The organism is Clostridium cochlearium, from assembly GCF_900187165.1.
GTDB lineage: Bacteria > Bacillota > Clostridia > Clostridiales > Clostridiaceae > Clostridium_G > Clostridium_G cochlearium.
Map to the genome: position 1 here is coordinate 1,951,362 of NZ_LT906477.1, position 19,327 is coordinate 1,970,688.

Annotated in this window: 12 protein-coding genes; 2 read left to right on the forward strand and 10 right to left on the reverse strand. The window is 28.1% G+C overall.

All coding sequences use genetic code 11. The features are described from left to right. Positions 1 to 12: 12 nt before the first annotated feature. Both CKV72_RS09580 and CKV72_RS09585 read right to left on the reverse strand, forming a co-directional pair. Complete coding sequence (locus CKV72_RS09580) at positions 13 to 1,311, reverse strand: Na+/H+ antiporter family protein (protein ID WP_095178145.1); 1,299 nt, start codon at positions 1,309 to 1,311, stop codon at positions 13 to 15. Positions 1,312 to 1,343: 32 nt separating this feature from the next. Continuing rightward, positions 1,344 to 2,135 (reverse strand): histidine racemase CntK family protein, encoded by a 792-nt coding sequence (locus tag CKV72_RS09585; RefSeq protein WP_242955765.1) that lies wholly within the window; start codon positions 2,133 to 2,135, stop codon positions 1,344 to 1,346. 421 nt (positions 2,136 to 2,556) lie between these two features. On the opposite strand from CKV72_RS09585, the gene CKV72_RS09590 reads away from it, so the two are divergent. Together CKV72_RS09590 and CKV72_RS09595 are read left to right on the forward strand one after the other, a co-directional pair. Continuing rightward, positions 2,557 to 3,315, forward strand: a complete 759-nt coding sequence (locus CKV72_RS09590; protein WP_095178147.1) for a threonine/serine exporter family protein — start codon at positions 2,557 to 2,559, stop codon at positions 3,313 to 3,315. Between the two features lie 14 nt (positions 3,316 to 3,329). After that, positions 3,330 to 3,803 carry a threonine/serine exporter family protein gene (locus CKV72_RS09595; RefSeq protein ID WP_095178148.1) on the forward strand — a complete coding sequence of 158 codons (474 nt, stop codon included), beginning with the start codon at positions 3,330 to 3,332 and terminating at the stop codon, positions 3,801 to 3,803. Between the two features lie 61 nt (positions 3,804 to 3,864). Here CKV72_RS09595 and CKV72_RS09600 read toward each other — a convergent pair whose 3' ends face one another. The 8 genes from CKV72_RS09600 to CKV72_RS09635 all read right to left on the reverse strand — a co-directional run bounded on the left by CKV72_RS09600 (position 3,865) and on the right by CKV72_RS09635 (position 19,182). Further along, positions 3,865 to 5,424 (reverse strand): AbgT family transporter, encoded by a 1,560-nt coding sequence (locus CKV72_RS09600; protein WP_095178149.1) that lies wholly within the window; start codon positions 5,422 to 5,424, stop codon positions 3,865 to 3,867. A gap of 169 nt (positions 5,425 to 5,593) precedes the next feature. Beyond that, positions 5,594 to 7,057 carry an aminoacyl-histidine dipeptidase gene (locus tag CKV72_RS09605; protein ID WP_095178150.1) on the reverse strand — a complete coding sequence of 488 codons (1,464 nt, stop codon included), beginning with the start codon at positions 7,055 to 7,057 and terminating at the stop codon, positions 5,594 to 5,596. Positions 7,058 to 7,164: 107 nt separating this feature from the next. Continuing rightward, the gene (hutH, locus tag CKV72_RS09610) at positions 7,165 to 8,709 is read right to left on the reverse strand and encodes a histidine ammonia-lyase (RefSeq protein WP_089863635.1); all 1,545 of its coding nucleotides are present in this window, start codon (positions 8,707 to 8,709) and stop codon (positions 7,165 to 7,167) included. 348 nt (positions 8,710 to 9,057) lie between these two features. After that, positions 9,058 to 12,099, reverse strand: coding sequence for an ATP-binding protein (locus tag CKV72_RS09615; protein ID WP_095178151.1), 3,042 nt, complete (start codon positions 12,097 to 12,099; stop codon positions 9,058 to 9,060). 155 nt (positions 12,100 to 12,254) lie between these two features. Continuing rightward, positions 12,255 to 13,514 carry an imidazolonepropionase gene (gene hutI / locus CKV72_RS09620; protein WP_089863631.1) on the reverse strand — a complete coding sequence of 420 codons (1,260 nt, stop codon included), beginning with the start codon at positions 13,512 to 13,514 and terminating at the stop codon, positions 12,255 to 12,257. Between the two features lie 106 nt (positions 13,515 to 13,620). Then, positions 13,621 to 15,645: a urocanate hydratase gene (locus CKV72_RS09625; protein ID WP_089863629.1), complete on the reverse strand. Its 2,025-nt coding sequence runs from the start codon at positions 15,643 to 15,645 to the stop codon at positions 13,621 to 13,623. A 193-nt stretch (positions 15,646 to 15,838) separates the two neighbouring features. Next, complete coding sequence (locus CKV72_RS09630) at positions 15,839 to 17,194, reverse strand: sigma-54-dependent transcriptional regulator (RefSeq protein ID WP_095178152.1); 1,356 nt, start codon at positions 17,192 to 17,194, stop codon at positions 15,839 to 15,841. Continuing rightward, entirely contained in the window at positions 17,182 to 19,182 is a 2,001-nt protein-coding gene (locus tag CKV72_RS09635; RefSeq protein WP_095178153.1) for a transporter substrate-binding domain-containing protein, read from the reverse strand. The genes CKV72_RS09630 and CKV72_RS09635 overlap by 13 nt, the downstream gene beginning before the upstream one ends. Between the last annotated feature and the right edge of the window lie 145 nt (positions 19,183 to 19,327).

Below are 19,327 nucleotides of genomic sequence, written 5' to 3' on the forward strand. Positions count from 1 at the left end.
ATTTACTTTATTTTATAACATTAATGATCCTATTGCACCAAATATTAATAAAGGTATATCATAGAATATAAATGTTGGTACGCAAGTATCCCAAATATGATCATGTTGTCCGTCTATATTAAGTCCTGATGTTGGCCCTAATGTACTATCTGAAGCTGGTGATCCTGCATCTCCTAATGCTGAAGCTATACCTATTAGTAATATAATAGCTGGAACGCTAAATCCTAATTCTAATCCTAATGGACAATATATAGCTGCTAAAATAGGAATTGTACCAAAAGATGTTCCTATTCCCATTGTTACTAACAATCCAACTAATAACATAATAACTGCTCCTGTAGCTTTAGTGCTTATTACTGAAGCCGCTGAACTTACCAATGCTTCAACTGCTCCTGTTTCTCTTAAAACATTTCCGTATCCTGCTGCTACTAACATTACAATTGCTACTAATGCCATCATTTTAAGTCCGCCATCAATCATTTCATCTATTTCATTCCATTTTACTGAACCAGTAACTATTAATGCTATTAAACCTGATAAAGCTCCCAATGGTAATGATCCTGTTTTAAGTTGCACAACAAAAGCCACTGCTGCACCTACAAGTGCTAACCATTGTTTACCTGTCATTTCAACTTCTTCATCTAAACTAAATCCTTCTACTTTTATATCTTCATATTCTCTTGGTTTTCTATAAGCTATTAGTACAGCTAATAGTAATCCAACTAACATAGATGCTCCTGCAATCCACATAGATCTCCAAATCATACCTGTAGTAACTTCAATGCCATTTTGAATCATTTGGTCTCTTATAATATTGTGGAATATAAGTCCAAAACCTACTGGTAATGTTACATAAGGTGCTTTAAGTCCAAAAGTAAGAGCACAAGCTACAGCTCTTCTATCTAGTTTCATCTTATTCATTAAAGAAATTAATGGTGGTATTAATATAGGAATAAATGCTATATGAATAGGTACAAGGTTTTGAGAGAAACAAGCTACAAAAGCTATTATTAATGTAAATGCGATTTTATTTCCCTTTACCACCTGTGAAATCTTTTTAGCTAATATAGTAGCTAATCCTGTTTTGCTTATAGCTATAGCAAAAGTTCCAAGTAATACATAACTTAATGCGGTTTCTGAGTTTCCTCCCATACCATCTATAAGAGTTGACATAGTTTCTCCAATTGGCATGCCTGCAGCTATCCCTGCCGTCATAGCCGCTAATAAAATTGCCAAAAGAACATTTAATTTCATCAAACATAAAGCTGACATTACAATTACAGATATTACAACCGGATTTAACAATATCATATTTATCTCCCCCTAAAACTTAATAAGATAATTTACAAGTTTACATTAACTATGCCTTCAGCCACAATTTCCACTGTACCTTTTATTGTTATATTATTTATTTTTTCTCCACTATATTTAGCAGTAGCTTCTAATTCTCCCCCTGGTTGTCTTATGTTTATAGAAACATCTTCTTTCTTCTTATAAGCTAATGCTGCTACTACAGCAGAAGTTCCTGAAGCACAGCTTTCCTCCCAAAATAGACTGTCCGTTGCTTTAACATATACTAACGGTTTTAAATAATTTTCACTAAAATTATAGAACATAATACCAAAAGCATCATAATCAGGATGATTTTTTTCTATAGTATTTTTTATTAGTTCAAAAAATTCATCTTCATTTTTAATTTCATTGCTATTAACTACAAAGTGATATATTCCTGAAAACTCTACTTTATAAATTTGATAATTTTCTAATTTTTCTGATTTTATATTGTTTGGAAGAGGCATGTCTATCTTTGAATAATAAATGTTTAATACATCTGTAGGATTGACTTCGCAATTCAATACTTTATCATAACCAGAACACTGTAGTTTAACTTCATAAAAGTTTTCTTTTTGTTTTATATATGGATAATTATTATAAACCAAAAGTGCTCCTAATGATCTTGAAGCATTGCCGCAAAACTCACCTCCCATCATATCTAATTTTATGATTTTTTCATCTTCCTTAGAACTAGTTAGAAACCCTACTTGTTCTCCATGTATATTGGTATATTGCATTAATTGTTTTGAAATGTCTTTATATAGTTCCTTAGGAACAGGGTCTGTTACAAATATGGTCATATTTCCCACTGGGTTTATTTTTACAAATCGTAGTCTTATAACTATCCACTCCCATCCTTTTATTAATTCAATTATATCACAAATTCGTCAACTAATAGTCTATTTTGAATTTTTAAAAAATTTTATTATTTCCTCTATTGAAAACATTTTCTTTACTAAAAATTAGTTTTACTATTGATATTTGTACAAAACTTGGTTTTTATTACTACTTTACTTTGAATAATCTCTTTTTTAACGTCAATAAAACGTCAATAACTTTCTTCTCTCTCTTTCGAATATTCAAAAATAAGCTATATGATTATAGTCTCTTATGAAAATTAGGCATATTTCAAAATATTATCTACTTTAATCTACATTTTTCTATATATTTATGTTATAATATTTCATAAATATATATTTTGTTAGAATAGAAGGTAAACTTATGAACATTGATAAAATTCTTCATTTAGTAACTTATGCAGGTCAAATAATGCTTGAAAACGGAGCTGAAACATATCGTGTAGAAGAAACTATGAAACTAATCTGCAATTCTTATGAAATATTTAATACGGATATCTTTGTTATACCTACTAGTATAATCATCTCTGTATCATTCGATAATGGACAAACTTTAACTAAAGTAAAAAGAATACAAAGTAGAACAGTGGATCTAGATAAAGTTTCTAAAGTTAATGATCTCTCACGAAAAATATGTACAGATCATATTCCTTTGAATATAGTAGAAGAATCATTAAATACTATAAATTCTAATAATAAATATAATGATTTTATGCAAATTTTTGCTTTTTCAATAGTAGCAGGTTTTTTTACATTGTTTTTTGGTGGAAATTTTAAAGATTTCTTTGTATCCCTTTTTATTGGAGCTCTATTACAAATTATATCCTTAAGATTATCTCAAATTGAAGCTAATACTTTTTTTGTTAATATATTATGTGGATCATTAACCACCTTTATTGCACATTTCAGTACTACTATTGGATTTGGCAATAGCATGAACAAAATAATAATAGGTTCTTTAATGCCTTTAGTTCCTGGTCTCTCCATAACAAATGCTATACGGGACATCATAGCTGGTGAATTGGTATCAGGTCTTTCTAAACTTACTGAAGCTTTTTTAATCGCTGCTGCTATAGCTATAGGTGCTGGAATTACATTATCATTTGGAATTAACTTTTTATAGAGGTGATTTTGTATATGGTTATTTATTGTTTATACGCTTTTTTAACGTCTCTTGGTTTTGGCATTATTTTTAATGTTAAAGGAAAAAACTTATTTCTCACAGCTTTAGGTGGAGGTTTAGGCTGGGCAATATACCTTATATCTAATAAATACAATTGCTCAGAAATATTTAGTTATTTTAACGCTACAATATTTATATCCACCTATTCTGAAATTGTAGCAAGAAAATTCAAAGCTCCTGTTACTGTTTTCTTAGCTTCTTCTTTAATACCTTTAGTTCCTGGAAGCGGCATGTATTATACTATGTTTGAGTGCATTACTGGCAATATTAATGCAGCTCTATCTATAGGTCTTACTACATTATCAATTGCAGGAGCTTTAGCTACTGGGATGATATTGGTATCATCTTTTACTAGACTTATTACATCTAAGAAGAAAGTTTATTATCCAAAAGAACTTACACTAATAAAAGAGAGTGTAAAGAGATAGAAAAAACTATCTTTTTACACTCTCTTATTTATACACACTATTAACTCCATGCAATAAGTTGCTATGGTATTATATATTTTATAGCTCCACCTGGTCCTAGTGGAATATTAAATACAATAAATATTATAAGCAATATTGTCCATAACACCCCAAAAACTATTGAATAAGGTAACATATTAGAGATTAAAGTTCCCATACCAGCTTTCTTATCATATTTACGCATTAATACTATCATTAATGGAAAAAACTCAAATAAAGGAGATATAGGATTAGTTATAGAGTCTCCAATACGAAACGCCATTTGAGTTACAGCAGGATTATATCCCATTAACATTAGCATAGGTACAAATATTGGAGCCATTATAGCCCATTTTGCTGAAGCACTTCCTATAAATATGTTTATAAAAGATTCTAATATTATAAAACCTACTATAATTCCAACTCCGTTAATACCTGAATTTTGAAGAAATTCTGTACCTTTCACTGCTAGAACTATTCCTAAATTACTCCAAGAAAACAATGCTATAAATATGGCTGCTACACAAGATAATACTATAAATCCTCCCATATCCTTCATAGATTCTGCCATCATGTTAACAACATCTTTATCATTTTTTATACTTCCTGTCATTTTCCCATATATTATTCCTGGAATTAAAAATGCAATTGTCATTATAGGAATAAGCCCTTGCATAAGTGGAGATTCCCATGCTAAAAGCGAACCTGTTTCTGGATCTGCAAGTAATGCATTTTTCCCTAAGCATAATGCTATTACTATTAAAACTATTATTATAATTGAAATTCCAGCCCATTTTAAAGCTTTCTTTTCTTTTTCCCCTATTTGTATATGTTGATTACCATGCTCTTCATCTATTTCTTTACCCTCAAATCTAGGTGATATAATTTTTTCAGTTACATATACACCTGCTACTACCAATATAACTGTTGAACATATCATAAAAATTATGTTCATAGCTGGTGTAGAATTAAAGTTCGGGTCTATTAACTTTGCCGCTGGAATAGTAAAACCTGCTACTAACACATCCGTCATATTTACTATTAAATTAGCTCCAAAACCACCAGTTACTCCTGCATAAGCTACAAACATACCTACTAATGGATTTCTACCTATGGTCCAAAACATAGTTGCTGCTAGAGGTGGTAATAATACAAAACCTGCATCTCCAGCTCCATCTGATAATACCGATATTAAAATAACTGTTGCTGTTACCAATTGCTTAGGTACTTTTCTTATGGTATTTTCCATAGCAGCTGACATTAAACCAGATTTCTCTGCTACTCCTGCTCCTAACATAACCACAAGTACCATACCTAATGGTGGAAACTTTTGAAACTCATTTACTGATTCCATAAGTAGTTTTCTAATGCCATCTTTTGTCATAAGATTAACTACTTTAGCTGTTTCTTTTGTTGATGGATTTATAACAGTTATATCTGCTGCTAGCCATGATATTATCATAACTAAAAGAGATAATCCTAAAAATAAAGTTACTGGATCTGGCATCTTATTTCCAATGACCTCAACCCTATCCAAGAACTTATCAAATCTACTTTTTTTCGGAACTTTTATTTTTTCATCTGTCTCTAATACACTTTTCAATATTAATTCGCCCCCTTATAAATCATATATATTTATTTAAATTTTTAATTGTTTATAAATATACTTTATAAGTATATCATTTGAATTTTCCAAATTTAAATTTTATTTTATTATTTGCAAATATACTGAATTTTAAATGTATGGTAAGATCTAGCTCCTACCATATTAATTAATATTTTTTAATATTTCCTAATATTTCTAGCAAAAATTCCCACGTTCTTAATATAGAAGAAATGCTAATGTGTTCACTTGGATTATGAACTTCATAGATATTAGGTCCTATAGAAATAGCGTCAAGACCTTCTATCTTATCAATTAAAATACTGCTTTCTATACCAGCATGACAAGCTATTATCTCTGGTTCTTTACCATACTTTTCTTTATATACTCTTATACATAATTCTCTAATTCTAGAATCAAGATTATATATCCATTCAGGGTATTCCATGTAAGTATTAAACTTGCATTCCAACAATTTCGCAATGGTTTTTGTTTGAATCAATATATCTGATTTTAAACTCTTTACAGAACTTCTTATTTCACTTTCAAAAAATATATCTTTATCATCATTATAAACCAAACCTAAATTATTAGAACTTTCAACCAATCCTTCTATATCCTGACTCATAGTATTTACACCATTAGGAATTAATATAAGAGTATCTATTAATTTATTCGTGGTTTCTTTAGAAAATACTTTACTTGGGATGTAGTCTAATTTTTTTATGTATATACATAAATCTGGATCTGCTGTTCTAAATTCATTTTTAAACACTTTTTCACATGTATTTATTTCAGCTATAAAATCATTTTTAAGATCAGAATTTATTAGAAGTTTTACTTCTGCTTCCCTCGGAATTGCATTTACCTTTGATCCCCCATTTATCTCAGCTATATGATAACTAAATTTACCTTTCAGTAATTCTAAAAGTCTTCCCATAATTTTATTAGAATTTCCTCTACCTTTATCTATTGCCATACCTGAGTGTCCGCCTTTTAGCCCTTTAACGTATATATTTAAACATGTATACTCTCCAAATACTTCCTCCCATTCTATTGGAAGCACTTGTTCAATATCTATTCCTCCGGCACTACTAACTAACAACTTTCCTTCTTCTTCTGAATCAAGATTAATTAATATTTTACCTTCAAACAAACTCCCATCTACAGAAATCGCACCTTTCATTGTACTTTCCTCTTCTGTAGTTAATAAAATTTCTAAATTGGGATGAGATATTTCATGTGAGTCTATTAAAGCTAATGCATATGCTAAAGCAATTCCATTATCTGCACCTAAAGTGGTATCTGTAGCATAAATCATATCATCTATAATTCTAAGTTTTAATGGGTCTTTTTCAAAATTATGATCAACCCCTTTATTTTTTTCACATACCATATCTAGATGTCCTTGCAAAATTACCGTAGGAGCATTTTCAAAACCTTTTGTAGCTGGTTTTTTTATGATTACATTAAGCATTTCATCCTGTATTACTTCAAGATTTCTTTCTTGAGCAAATTTTACAAAATAATCACTAATTTCTTTTTCATTTCCTGATCCCCTAGGAATGTTTGATATATCTTTAAAATAACTTAACACTGGATGTTTACCTAAGTCTTCAACAGTACTATACATTTTCTACCTCCTTTATTTCTTTATAAATATTAGTTACACATCACTTTAAAATTAAAAAGCAGCGTGTAACTAATATTCAAAGGGAATTTCTATATTTTATAATGAGATTAATGTTCTAATTCTACTACTTGTTCAACAGCTTTTAATAACTTTCCGCTAGTTATCAATTCTGTAGCTTTATCTAATTCTTTGTACATTTGTATATCAGTATCATATTCTATAAAATCTAAAGCTTCTCTTATTACTTTATAAGCTTCTTTAGTTCCTTTTCCAAGTTCAAATCCTTTATCTGCTCTAAAATCTATTGCTTGGCATGCTGCCATCATTTCTGTAGCTAATACTCTTTTTGCATTGTCAACTATGTCTCTTGCTTTTCTTGCTGCTATTGTTCCCATACTTACTAAGTCTTCTTGGTTTGCTGAGGATGGAATGGAATCTACTGATGCTGGGTGAGCTAAAATTTTATTTTCTGATACTAAAGCTGCCGCTGCATATTGGGTAATCATAAATCCCGAGTTTAATCCACCATGTTTTGCTAAGAAAGCTGGTAAATCATTTAATTGATGATTTATTAATCTTTCCAATCTTCTTTCTGATATATTAGCAATTTCTGCTGCTCCTATTCCCAAGAAATCAAATGGTTGTGCCATTGGCTCTCCGTGGAAATTACCTCCGGATATTACATCCCCTTCTCTTGTTATTATTGGGTTATCTGTAACTGAGTTTATTTCTATTTCAACTTTTCTCTTTACATAGTCAATAGTGTCTTTACTAGCACCATGAATTTGAGGTACACATCTTAATGAATAAGCATCTTGTACTCTTAATTCTGCTTGTCTAGTTACATAAGTACTTCCTTCAACTAATTTTAATATGTTTCTTGCTGTAGCCATTTGTCCTTCATGGGCTCTTATTACATGAGTTCTAGCGTCAAAAGCATCTGTTATTCCTCTTAATGCTTCCATAGTTAGCGCTGCTGCAATATCTCCAACCTTTAATAATTCTATGGCATCATATACAGCTAATGCACCTGTTGATGTTAATACTTGTGTTCCATTTATTAATGCCAATCCTTCTTTTGCATCTAACTGAATTACAGGAACTCCTGCTTTATCCATAGCTTCCTTACCACTCATTATTTCACCTTTATATTCTGCTTCACCAAGTCCAAGCATTGGTAAAACCATGTGAGCAAGTGGTGCTAAGTCTCCTGATGCTCCTAGTGAACCCTTTTCAGGTATTTGTGGATGTACTCCTGCATTTAACATTGATATTAATGTATTTAATGTTTCTATTCTTATTCCTGAATATCCTTTAGATAATGCATTTGCTCTTGTTAGCATTATAGCTCTTACTATATCTGTAGAAAATTTTGGTCCATATCCACAAGCATGTGAACGAATAAGATTTTCTTGTAATGTTTTACAATCTTCTTTTGATATACTTACATTACAAAATTCACCAAATCCTGTAGTTACACCATATACAACCTTTTCATTTTCTACTATATCATCAATAATTTTTCTTGATTCTAATACATTTTTTTTAGCTTCTTCACTTAAAGATACTTTATAACCTTCTCTTGCCACTAATACAAGTTCCTCAAGAGTTAAATCGTTTCCTGTTAGCACAACCTCTTTTATATTTTTCATATTACTGCCTCCAATACAAATATTTTAATATCTATAATAATCTTATCACTACTTCGTCAACTAATAGTCTATTTCGAATTTTGTAAAAATTATTTAATTTAATATTTTCAAAATATTTTTTAAATTATCTTACTAATTATTATCTTTAATAATTTCACATTTTTACATAAATAATACTTCCTAATACATCTCAAAACACTATTTATTAAGTTTTAAACAGCATTTTAAGCTTAATTTTTAATTTAATCTGTAGTTTATATTATCGTCTATAAAGTGTCTATAAATCTTTCCCTAATAAAAAACAAAGAATTTAACTGGTTATAATTAAATTCTTTGTTTTTTATACTTTTATAGATTTTTTATACTTTCTATTTCATAATCAATTTTTGATTCCTTTAAAAACATAATAGCTTCATTATAGTAATAATCAAAATCTTCCTGAAGGTAACTATTAAAAACCTTTTTTATTTCAGGATTTTTTTGCATATACCTTTTTACTGTAGCTTTAACTTTATAAGTTATTCCAATCTCATGAGGATTTTTCATTTTTTTAGAATTAATCTCTGCATTTTTCAAAGATTCCAAAGCTTTATTATAATTTTCTTCTTTTATATATATTAATGTCATAAAAGACTCCAATATAGACTTTTTCCAAACGGAATCAAACTTTTCATATAAATCATAGGCTTTTTTAAAATATTCTTTAGCTTTAGTATACTCTAACATATCAAAAGCTGCCTGACCTGCATTTATATTAAATACAACTAAGCTACTTAAAGCATTCTTGTCTTCACAAATTTTTATTGCCTTATCATAATATTCCATAGCTTCAGAAAATTTCTTATTAAACCTTCTAATCTCTCCAATATAATTATAGGCTGCAGCAATATTAAGAGAATATTTATTTGCCACTTGTTCAGTAACATTAAAAATAGCTATAGATTCATTTAAAAATTTTTCTGCTTCTTCATATTCTCCACACATAGTTTTATATAATCCCTTTAATCTTAAAAGAATGCCTATTTCTTTATGATAATTACACTCTACAGCTAACTCCAAAGCAAGATCAATATATTTTAACATTAAATCTGTATTATTAGTTTGTATACAAAAATAAATCATTTGCTTATATCCTTCTAATGCATAGTCTTTGTCCTTTACTGCTAGAGCCTTTTTTATCATTTCTGTTATACAATTTGTCCCAATATCATATTCTCCACCTCTAATTAAATATCTACCTTTAATATGCAAATATGACATTTCTAATTTTTCTACTTCTTGTTCTTCCTTAGATTCCTTTTTTATATCCTTTAATAGTTTTTCTATTTCTTTTAAACTTTTAGTAGTTTGTTGCGTACTAAAATAAGCATATTTATAAGCCTCTTTATCTGTATTAGTCAATATAGGAAATAATTCATGACTAAAACTTAAATAATAGTTTAAACTTTTTATTTTATAAAATAATACTTTTATTTTATTTTCTCCATTAGAATAGTGATATATAAGTTTATGATATAAATCTATATCTGCTTTTTCATTTCTTATTTCTTTTTCTATTATATCTCCAACTTTATTATGTAAAATTTTTCTCCTTATTTCAGACTGTTTCATATATATATATTCTCTTAATTTTTGATGTGTAAATTTAAATCCAATTTTATCTGTTCCCTTTACCTCGGATATTATAAATTTATTTTGAAGTGTTTCTATTGTATCTATAATTTCTAATTCATCTTTTTCTAATAATTCTTTTAATATATACATAGGTGCTTCATCAAAGAATAGAGATATGACATTTAATAACTCTATGGCATCTTCTGAAATATATATAAATCTACTTCTTAATACATCTTTCATTTTAGCAGACATTATATTAATGTTTTTATTATCTTTTATTGAATTCAAGTATTCTACTAAGAAAAATGTATTGCCTTCTGTTTCCTCATAAATTTTTTCAATAACTTCATTAGAAAAATCTTTTTTAGGTAATGCCTTTTCAATAAAGTTTTTTACCTCTTTATCATTAAACCTTTCCAAATTAATATATTTTAGTTTATTATACTTTCCTAAAATAGATAAAACCTTTTCAACATCTCTATTATGTTCATTTCTATAAGTAGCTAAGAACATTATATCATTTTTTTCTTCGTGAAGAATTAAACTACTTAATAATGATAAACTCATCTCATCCATCCATTGTATATCTTCAAATACAAATATAACCTTTTTGTTAACACATATTTTTTTCAAAATATCTAATAATATTTCCTCTAAAATATCATATTTAAATGAGTCTATATTTTCTAACAATTTTACATTTAAAATATTTTCTCCTCTTATTAACTCCGGAAATAAGTTTTCTAATATGTTTTGCCAAATAGGTGGGATACTAACTTTATTATCTAGTATAGTATCATATATCTTTGATATAATTGCACTCCAAGGTTTTAGTATATATTGTTTTTCTACTTGGTAACAATTAGTATCAAAAATATAAACTTCATCCTCATTTATGTTGTCCAAAAATTCCTCTTTTAATCTACTTTTACCTATTCCCGCTTCTCCCATTATAAGTATTGATTTCCCATTGCTTTCATTTATAAATTTATTATGGTTATTTTGAAGAATACCTAATTCCTCGCATCTACCATAAAAAAATCCATTTAAACTTTCTGAATCGTTTTCACTACTGCTAATAGATCTCATAGCCTGGTCAAATATTTCTTTAGACTTTTCACTTGGAAGTATTCCTAATTCTTTTTTTAAAAGTTGACAAAGTTCATTATATGTTTCTATAACTTTATTTAAACTTCCCATTTCTTTATAATATTTCATAAGTATTCTATAGGGTTCTTCATTAAATTCATCTGTAAGAATCAATAATTTTGCATATTTCTCCGTTTTATTATCTTTGCCATCCAAATTATTTATTTCATTCTGTATTTTTTCTTTATATGTAGTTTTATAATTCTCTCTAGTTTTAAAAACCCATTCCTCGAATCCTTCAGCATTTTTTACATAGAATCCTTTTAAAAAATCTCCTTTGTAAATATCTATACACTTTTCATTATCTTTATCTTGTAAAAATAAATCTACATCTGTATAAATATCCAGTTTATTATTTAACATAACAATAGAATTATCTGGTGAAAGAATAACTTCTTTTTTAAATGATTTTTTTATTTGATATATAGCATTTCTTAAATTCTTTTTTGCAACACTATCATTTTCCTCTGTCCATAATAATGTTGCCAGCTCATCCCTTGTAGCTTTTTTATTAACAGCAATATAATAAAAAAGCGCCCTTACTTTAGCATAGGGAAAGGTTACTTCCTTTTCATCTTCTGTAACTACAGGAGTTCCAAATAATTTAATATAAACTTCTGACATTCTCCCCCTCCTATTCTGTTATAAATACCTCTATATTAAATTATAATACATATTCACTTAAATTAAAATATTTTAATAAATGTGACACTTTGTTAATTATGTATATATAAAAGAGGTTATCCCTAGTCCTAGGAACAACCTCTTTTTTCTTAAAGTTAATATGACTTTTTATATACTACATTTCCATCTTTTACAACAGTTTCTACTATATTAACCCCAGTATTGTATGGTAAAAATTTATAAGATGGATATTCCAATATTACCAAATCACCTTTTTTACCCTTGTCTATACTACCAATGGTTTCTGCTCTTCCTATAGCTGCAGCTCCATTTATAGTCATAGCATTAATAGCTTCTTCTATGCTCATATTCATGTAAATTGTAGCTAAAGCAAACATAAGAGGTATAGAATTTGTGAACCCGCTTCCTGGATTAAAATCTGTACCTAACGCAACAGCTGCTCCATTATCTATCATAATTCTTGCCCTTGCAAAAGGTTCTTTTAGGCAAAAAGCAGTGGTAGGTAATAAAGTTGCTATAACTTTTTTGCCTGCCATGGCTTTTATTCCCTCATCTGATGCATGTAGTAAATGATCTGCTGATGTAGCTTCTAATTCTGCAGCCAATTCTGCTCCACCTAATTGTACTATTTCATCTGCATGAATCTTTATTTTCATTCCTAATTCTTTAGCTTTTAATAATATCTTTCTTGACTCCTCTACAGAAAATACTCCTTCTTCACAAAAAACATCACAAAATTCCGCTAATTTTTCTTCCGCTACTTTTGGCAATACTTCTTCTAGTAAAAAATTAATATATTCTTCATTTCTATCTTTATATTCTTCAGGAGTAGCATGAGCCCCCATAAAGGTTTTACAAATATCTATGGGATGATCTTTTTGCAATCTATCCATTACTCTTAATTGTTTTAATTCAGTTTCACAATCTAATCCATATCCACTTTTGCCTTCCACTGTAGTAACTCCAAAGTGAATCATAGAATCTAATCTTTTTTTAGCACTTTCATACAATTCATCTTCTGTAGCTTCTCTAGTTCCCTTTACTGAGTTTACTATACCTCCACCTTTATTCATAATATCCATATAGCTTTCGCCATTTAGCCTCCATGAAAATTCTTCTGCTCTATATCCTCCAAATACAAAATGTGTATGAGAATCTACAAATCCAGGAAGTACTGCTTTATTTGAGGCATCTATTACTTTAAAATCATTTTCATTATAATTTTTAGCAATATTATCCCAGTTATCTATTTCTTTTATAATACCATCTTTAACTACTATACTGGTATTTTCTATTACATTAATATTACTCATATCTTTACCAAATTTACCCTCAAAGCCACTACATGTCACAACTTGTGAAGCATTTTTTATTATAACGTTTCCTTTTTTCACAACATCACCTTCTTTAATTTATTTTAATAGATAATTTTAAACTTTGCAGCAAGAATTCCCTCACTGCAAAGTTTTATTTAATTATATATCAATTATCTAAACAATTCTATTTAAATACTTTTTCTACAGCTTTTTTTACAAGATCTTCATCTGCTAAATATGGTATAGTTATGTGATCAGTTCCTACATTATTTTTATTGTATTCTAGTACTGTTTCTATAGAATGTTCATTTCTAGCCCAAGAACGTCTAGCAACTCCACCCATAACATCCCAAGCCATAGCTGATTTAATTATTTCGTCTACTCTCTTACTTCCATCTAATACTAAACCAAATCCACCATTTACAGATTTACCTATTCCAACTCCTCCACCATTGTGAAGAGCTATTAAACTCATTCCTCTAGCTGCATTTCCTGCATAACATTGAACTGCCATATCTGCCATAACATTACTTCCATCTTTTATATTAGATGTTTCTCTAAAAGGTGAATCTGTTCCTGAAACGTCGTGGTGGTCTCTTCCTAACATTATAGGTCCTACTTCTCCCTTTCTAACCATGTCATTAAATTTAAGTGCTATATTAATTCTTCCCATAGCATCTTGATATAGTATTCTAGCTTCTGTACCAACGACTAATCCATTTTTTTCTGCATCTCTTATCCAGTTATAGTTATCTCTATCTTGATATCTTCTGTTTGGATCTATACAAGACATAGCTGCATGGTCTGTTTTTATTAAGTCTTCTCTCTTTCCACTTAAACAAACCCATCTAAATGGTCCATATCCATAGTCAAATAATAGTGGTCCCATTATATCTTCAACATAGGATGGCCAAATAAATCCATCTTTTTCATCTATTCCATTTTTGGATATTTCTTTTACTCCAGCATCATATATAGCCTTCATAAATGAGTTTCCATAGTCAAAGAAATAAACTCCTCTTTCAGTTAATGTTTTAATAACTTCAAAATGATGTCTTAAAGTTTTATCCACTAATTCTCTAAATTTATCAGGATCTTCTGCTAGAAGTCTTGTTCTTTCTTCAAAAGTAATTCCTTCTGGACAATATCCACCTTCATATACGTTATGGCATGAAGTTTGGTCTGATAAAAGATCTATATGAATATTGTTATCTACCACATATTGAAGTAAATCTACTATATTTCCATGATAAGCAATAGACATAGCTTCTTTCTTTTCTAAAGATTCTTGTGCTAATTCAAATACTTCTTTTAAATCAGAAGACCATTTTTTTATCCATCCTTGTTCTAATCTTGTATCAATTCTTGATTTATCCACTTCCGCAACAATAGCTACTCCATTTGCTATTTCAGTAGCTTTACCTTGTGCTCCACTCATTCCACCTAATCCAGATGTTACAAATAATCTTCCTCTTAAATCTCCATCATTAGGTATTCCTAGTTTTGATCTTCCAGCATTTAATATTGTATTATATGTTCCATGTACAATTCCTTGAGGTCCTATATACATCCATCCACCAGCTGTCATTTGACCATAGTTTGCAACTCCCATTTCTTCTGCAATTTCCCAATCTTTTAAGTTATCAAACATACCTATCATTAAAGCATTAGTTATAATTACTCTTGGAGCTTCTGGTTTAGATTTGAACAATCCTAATGGATGTCCTGATTCAAGTACTAAAGTTTGATCTTGAGTCATTTCTTCTAAATATTTTTTTATTAATCTGTATTGCATCCAGTTTTGGCATACACTTCCTGTTTCACCATAAGTAACTAATTCATATGGATATAATGCTACATCAAAGTCTAAATTGTTATCTATCATAACTTGGAATGCTTTTCCTTCTATACATTTTCCTTTATATTCATCTATTGGCTTTCCATATATTTTTCCTTCTGGTCTAAATCTATAGCCGTATATTCTTCCCCTAGTTGTTAACTCTTCTAAAAACTCTGGTATTAATTGTTCATGATATTTTTCTGGTATATATCTTAATGCATTTTTTAAAGCTACCTCTGTTTGAGATTTAGTTAAATGAAATCCTCTATTAGGTGCCCTTCTTATACCCTTCTCAAATTTAGGCATTGGTGGCAAATAATCATCTAATTTTATTGTCATTCCTTTTGAAATATCGAAATTTGTAATCATTTAAAGCCCTCCTTAATTTATATACAATTAATTATATTTTTAATAGTCTTGTTTACATCACAACAACTGTGCTGTCATTGATTACTTTAAATTATATACTTACTTCGTCTTTAAAACGTCTATGTTTTAAATATATTCTGAAATTTTTATATTTTTTCATTTTTATTTTTATAGACGCATGATTATCTAAGCTTTATTTTATATTATACTCCTTTATTTTATACCTTAAAGTTCTCTCCCCTATCTTTAACACCTCTGCCGTTTTTCTTCTATTTTCATTAAAATATTTCAAATTATATTCTATAACCTTTTTTTCTATAATTTTAAAATCTTCTCCTACATATATAGGAATTAACTCCTCTTTTTCTCTACTAATATTTTTATTTTTAAATATTTCTTCAGGTAAATCCTCTTTTTTTATATAATTGTCTTCTGTTAACACTATGGCCCTTTCAATAATGTTTTGTAGCTCTCTAACATTTCCATAATATTTGTATCTTTCAAGACCTTCTAAAGCCTCAGCTGTTATACCATTTATATTTTTTCCTAATTTTAATTTGTACTTTTTTATAAAGTATTCTACTAATTTAGAAATATCTTCCTTTCTCTCTCTTAAAGGAGGGAGTTCTATATTTATAACATTTATTCTATAAAATAAATCTTGCCTAAAATTCTTTTTTTCTATTTCCTCTATTAAATTTTTATTAGTAGCAGCTATAAATCTAAAATCTACACTTATGGATGTACTACATCCTAAAGGTCTTATTTCTTTATCTTGTAGAACTCTCAAAAGTTTAGTCTGTAAATTTATGTCCATATCTCCTATTTCATCTAAAAACAAAGTTCCATTTTGAGATAATTCAATTATTCCTTTTTTGTCTTCTACTGCTCCTGTAAAAGCTCCCTTTCTATGACCAAATAGTTCACTTTCTAAAAGATTACTTGGTATAGCAGAACAATTTATAGCATTAAATGGTCCCTTTTTCCTTTTACCGCTAAAATGTATAGCTTTTGCAACTAAGTCTTTTCCTGTACCACTTTCTCCAGTTATAAGTACATTTACATCTATATCTTTTACTCTATCTATTAAGTCAAATACCTTACTCATTTCCTTTGAAGTTCCAATCATTTCATATTTTGATTCAGGAATTTTTATTTGACTATTTAAATATTCTATTTGAGAATTTAAATATATATATTCATTTGCTTTACTCAAAAGCAAACTAAGTTCTTCTATATTAATAGGTTTAGTTATATAATAAAAAGCACCTAATTTCATAGCTTGTACAGAAGACTCTATACTACCATAGGCTGTCATAATAATTACTATAGTTTCTTTTCTTATTTTTTTAATCTCTTTTAATATTTCTAACCCATTTTCTTTACCTAATCTTAAATCTAATAAGATTATATCTATATTTTCCTTTTTTAAAATATATAATACATCCTTTTTATTATCACATGAAAACATATGATAATCATCTTCTAAAGCAAATTCTAAAGATCTTCTTATTGTAGCTTCATCATCTACTATCATCAATTTATACAATTATCATCACTCTCAATTCCTTTAAATTCTAATATAAAAGTGCTGCCTAAATTTTTTTTACTTCTTATGTTTATTTTAACATTATTCTCTGTTAAAAGTTGATAACTTACAAATAGACCTAATCCAGTACCTTCTGATTTAGTAGTATAAAATGGATTAAATAATTTATTTAATTCTTTTTCTTCTATTCCACAACCATTGTCTTGAATATACAAGAATATTTTTTCATCTTTTTGTTTAGAATATATATTTATTTTTCCCATTTCTTCTGTACTCTCTATTGCATTTATAAGTAAATTTATCATAACCTGTCTAAAATGATTTTTATCCATATATACATATATATTGTTTTCTACATTTATATACATATTAACTTTATTCTTTTTTAGCTTATCTAGCAAAAACATAGTTATTTTATTTAATTCATCTAATAAATTAATTTCTTGTTTAAATGGTTTTCTTGGTTTAGAGTATTCTAAAAGATCCTTTATGATATTATTTAATCTATCTATTTCTAGAGGTATATCCTTAGATATTCTTTCTCTAAATCTTTCATTATCATATTTTATAGGAATAAGTTCAGTATACATTTTTATGGAAGTCAGTGGATTCCTTATTTCATGTGCTATACCCGATACTAGAGTTCCTAAGGAATGCATCTTATCTTTGGTTCTAATATTTTCCTCCATAATTTTTTCTTCCGTTATATCCCTAAAACTTATTATTTTTTTCTTTCTATTATTTTCCCTCTCATTTATAAAATTAACTCTGTATCTTATATAAAAATCATTTGTATTATTCTCTTTTAATTCTAACTTTTTTTCTATAATTTCTGTAAAATCATTATCTATATCAAAAAAGTCCTTTAAATATGTACTTTGAAAATATTCACCACATAAATCTTTATTTAATCTTAAAATTTCTTTAGCAGCCTTATTTATAAATATGATTTTATCATCCTCGCTAAGAGTTATAATGCCATTAAATATATTATTTAGTATTTGCTCTCTAAAATCTTTTTCCTCCTGAATTTGGTTATTCTTAGATATTAAACTTTTATTAAATAATTCTAACTCCTTTGTTTTCTTTTCTACCTCTTTATGCAAAATGTCATTCCAAGTAAAAAATATTAATAATAATATAATTGATACTACAGTAGCAATTAAAGTAAATGTGAAAACCTTCTTCACATACCACCTTGGATAAGTTATATCATGACCAAACCATTTTCTATATACTTTTTCATAGGTTCCATTTTCTTTTATTTCTTCTAATCCTTTATTTATTAAATTTAATAATTTAGTATTACCTTTTTTTACTGCCACAGAATATTCTGTGGAATTTATAGGTACATCTACAATTTTTATATCATCTCTTATTTTTAATTTATCCACATAATTAATACCAGTTACAGTATTTCCAATATAAGCATCTACAGAGTTGTTTAATAATATTTTCAAAGCATCTTCTTGATCCTTTGTAAATACCACCTCTACATTACCTAAAGCTTTTAAATTATTTATAGCTACATCACCTTTTTGTAATGCTACTTTTTTCCCTTTTAAATCTTCATATTTATTTATATCTAAGTTTTCGTTTAATATAAAAATAGATTGATTGTTTTGAAAATAAGGTTTAGAAAAATCATATTCCTTTTCTCTTTCTTGGGTTTTTTTCATACCCTGTATTAAATCTATTTCTCCATTCTTTAGTTTTTTACAGGCTTCATCCCAATCCATTGGATAGAACTGAACTTCTAATCCACAGGTTAAAGACACTGCCCTTATTATGTCTACATTAAAACCTGTATAGTTTTTATTATCACTTATATACTCAAAAGGTGGAAAATTATAATCACCCGCTACCTTTATCAAAGAATAATCATATTCTTTTTTATAGTTTTGTTTTTTCTGGAATATTACATAAACACCAACTACTGAAACAATTAAAAGTAAAATTATAATAATCTTTTTTTTATTTTTATACAATTTTTCACCTTCTTCTACCTCATTTAAATAAAAGTTTATCAGTTTTTGTCATATTACTCAACTATTCTATTTATTAAATAACATGCATAGTGCACACTATATATTTGTTGTATTTTGTATTTTTTTGTTATAAAATTACACAGTT

What these genes read in the sequence shown, in the direction of transcription:
- CKV72_RS09585 (WP_242955765.1), bottom strand. Translation starts at nt 2,135, where the DNA reads ATGACCATATTTGTAACAGACCCTGTTCCTAAGGAACTATATAAAGAC.
- hutH (WP_089863635.1), bottom strand. Translation starts at nt 8,709, where the DNA reads ATGAAAAATATAAAAGAGGTTGTGCTAACAGGAAACGATTTAACTCTT.
- CKV72_RS09625 (WP_089863629.1), bottom strand. Translation starts at nt 15,645, where the DNA reads ATGATTACAAATTTCGATATTTCAAAAGGAATGACAATAAAATTAGAT.
- CKV72_RS09595 (WP_095178148.1), top strand. Translation starts at nt 3,330, where the DNA reads ATGGTTATTTATTGTTTATACGCTTTTTTAACGTCTCTTGGTTTTGGC.
- CKV72_RS09605 (WP_095178150.1), bottom strand. Translation starts at nt 7,057, where the DNA reads ATGTATAGTACTGTTGAAGACTTAGGTAAACATCCAGTGTTAAGTTAT.
- CKV72_RS09590 (WP_095178147.1), top strand. Translation starts at nt 2,557, where the DNA reads ATGAACATTGATAAAATTCTTCATTTAGTAACTTATGCAGGTCAAATA.
- CKV72_RS09580 (WP_095178145.1), bottom strand. Translation starts at nt 1,311, where the DNA reads ATGATATTGTTAAATCCGGTTGTAATATCTGTAATTGTAATGTCAGCT.
- CKV72_RS09615 (WP_095178151.1), bottom strand. Translation starts at nt 12,099, where the DNA reads ATGTCAGAAGTTTATATTAAATTATTTGGAACTCCTGTAGTTACAGAA.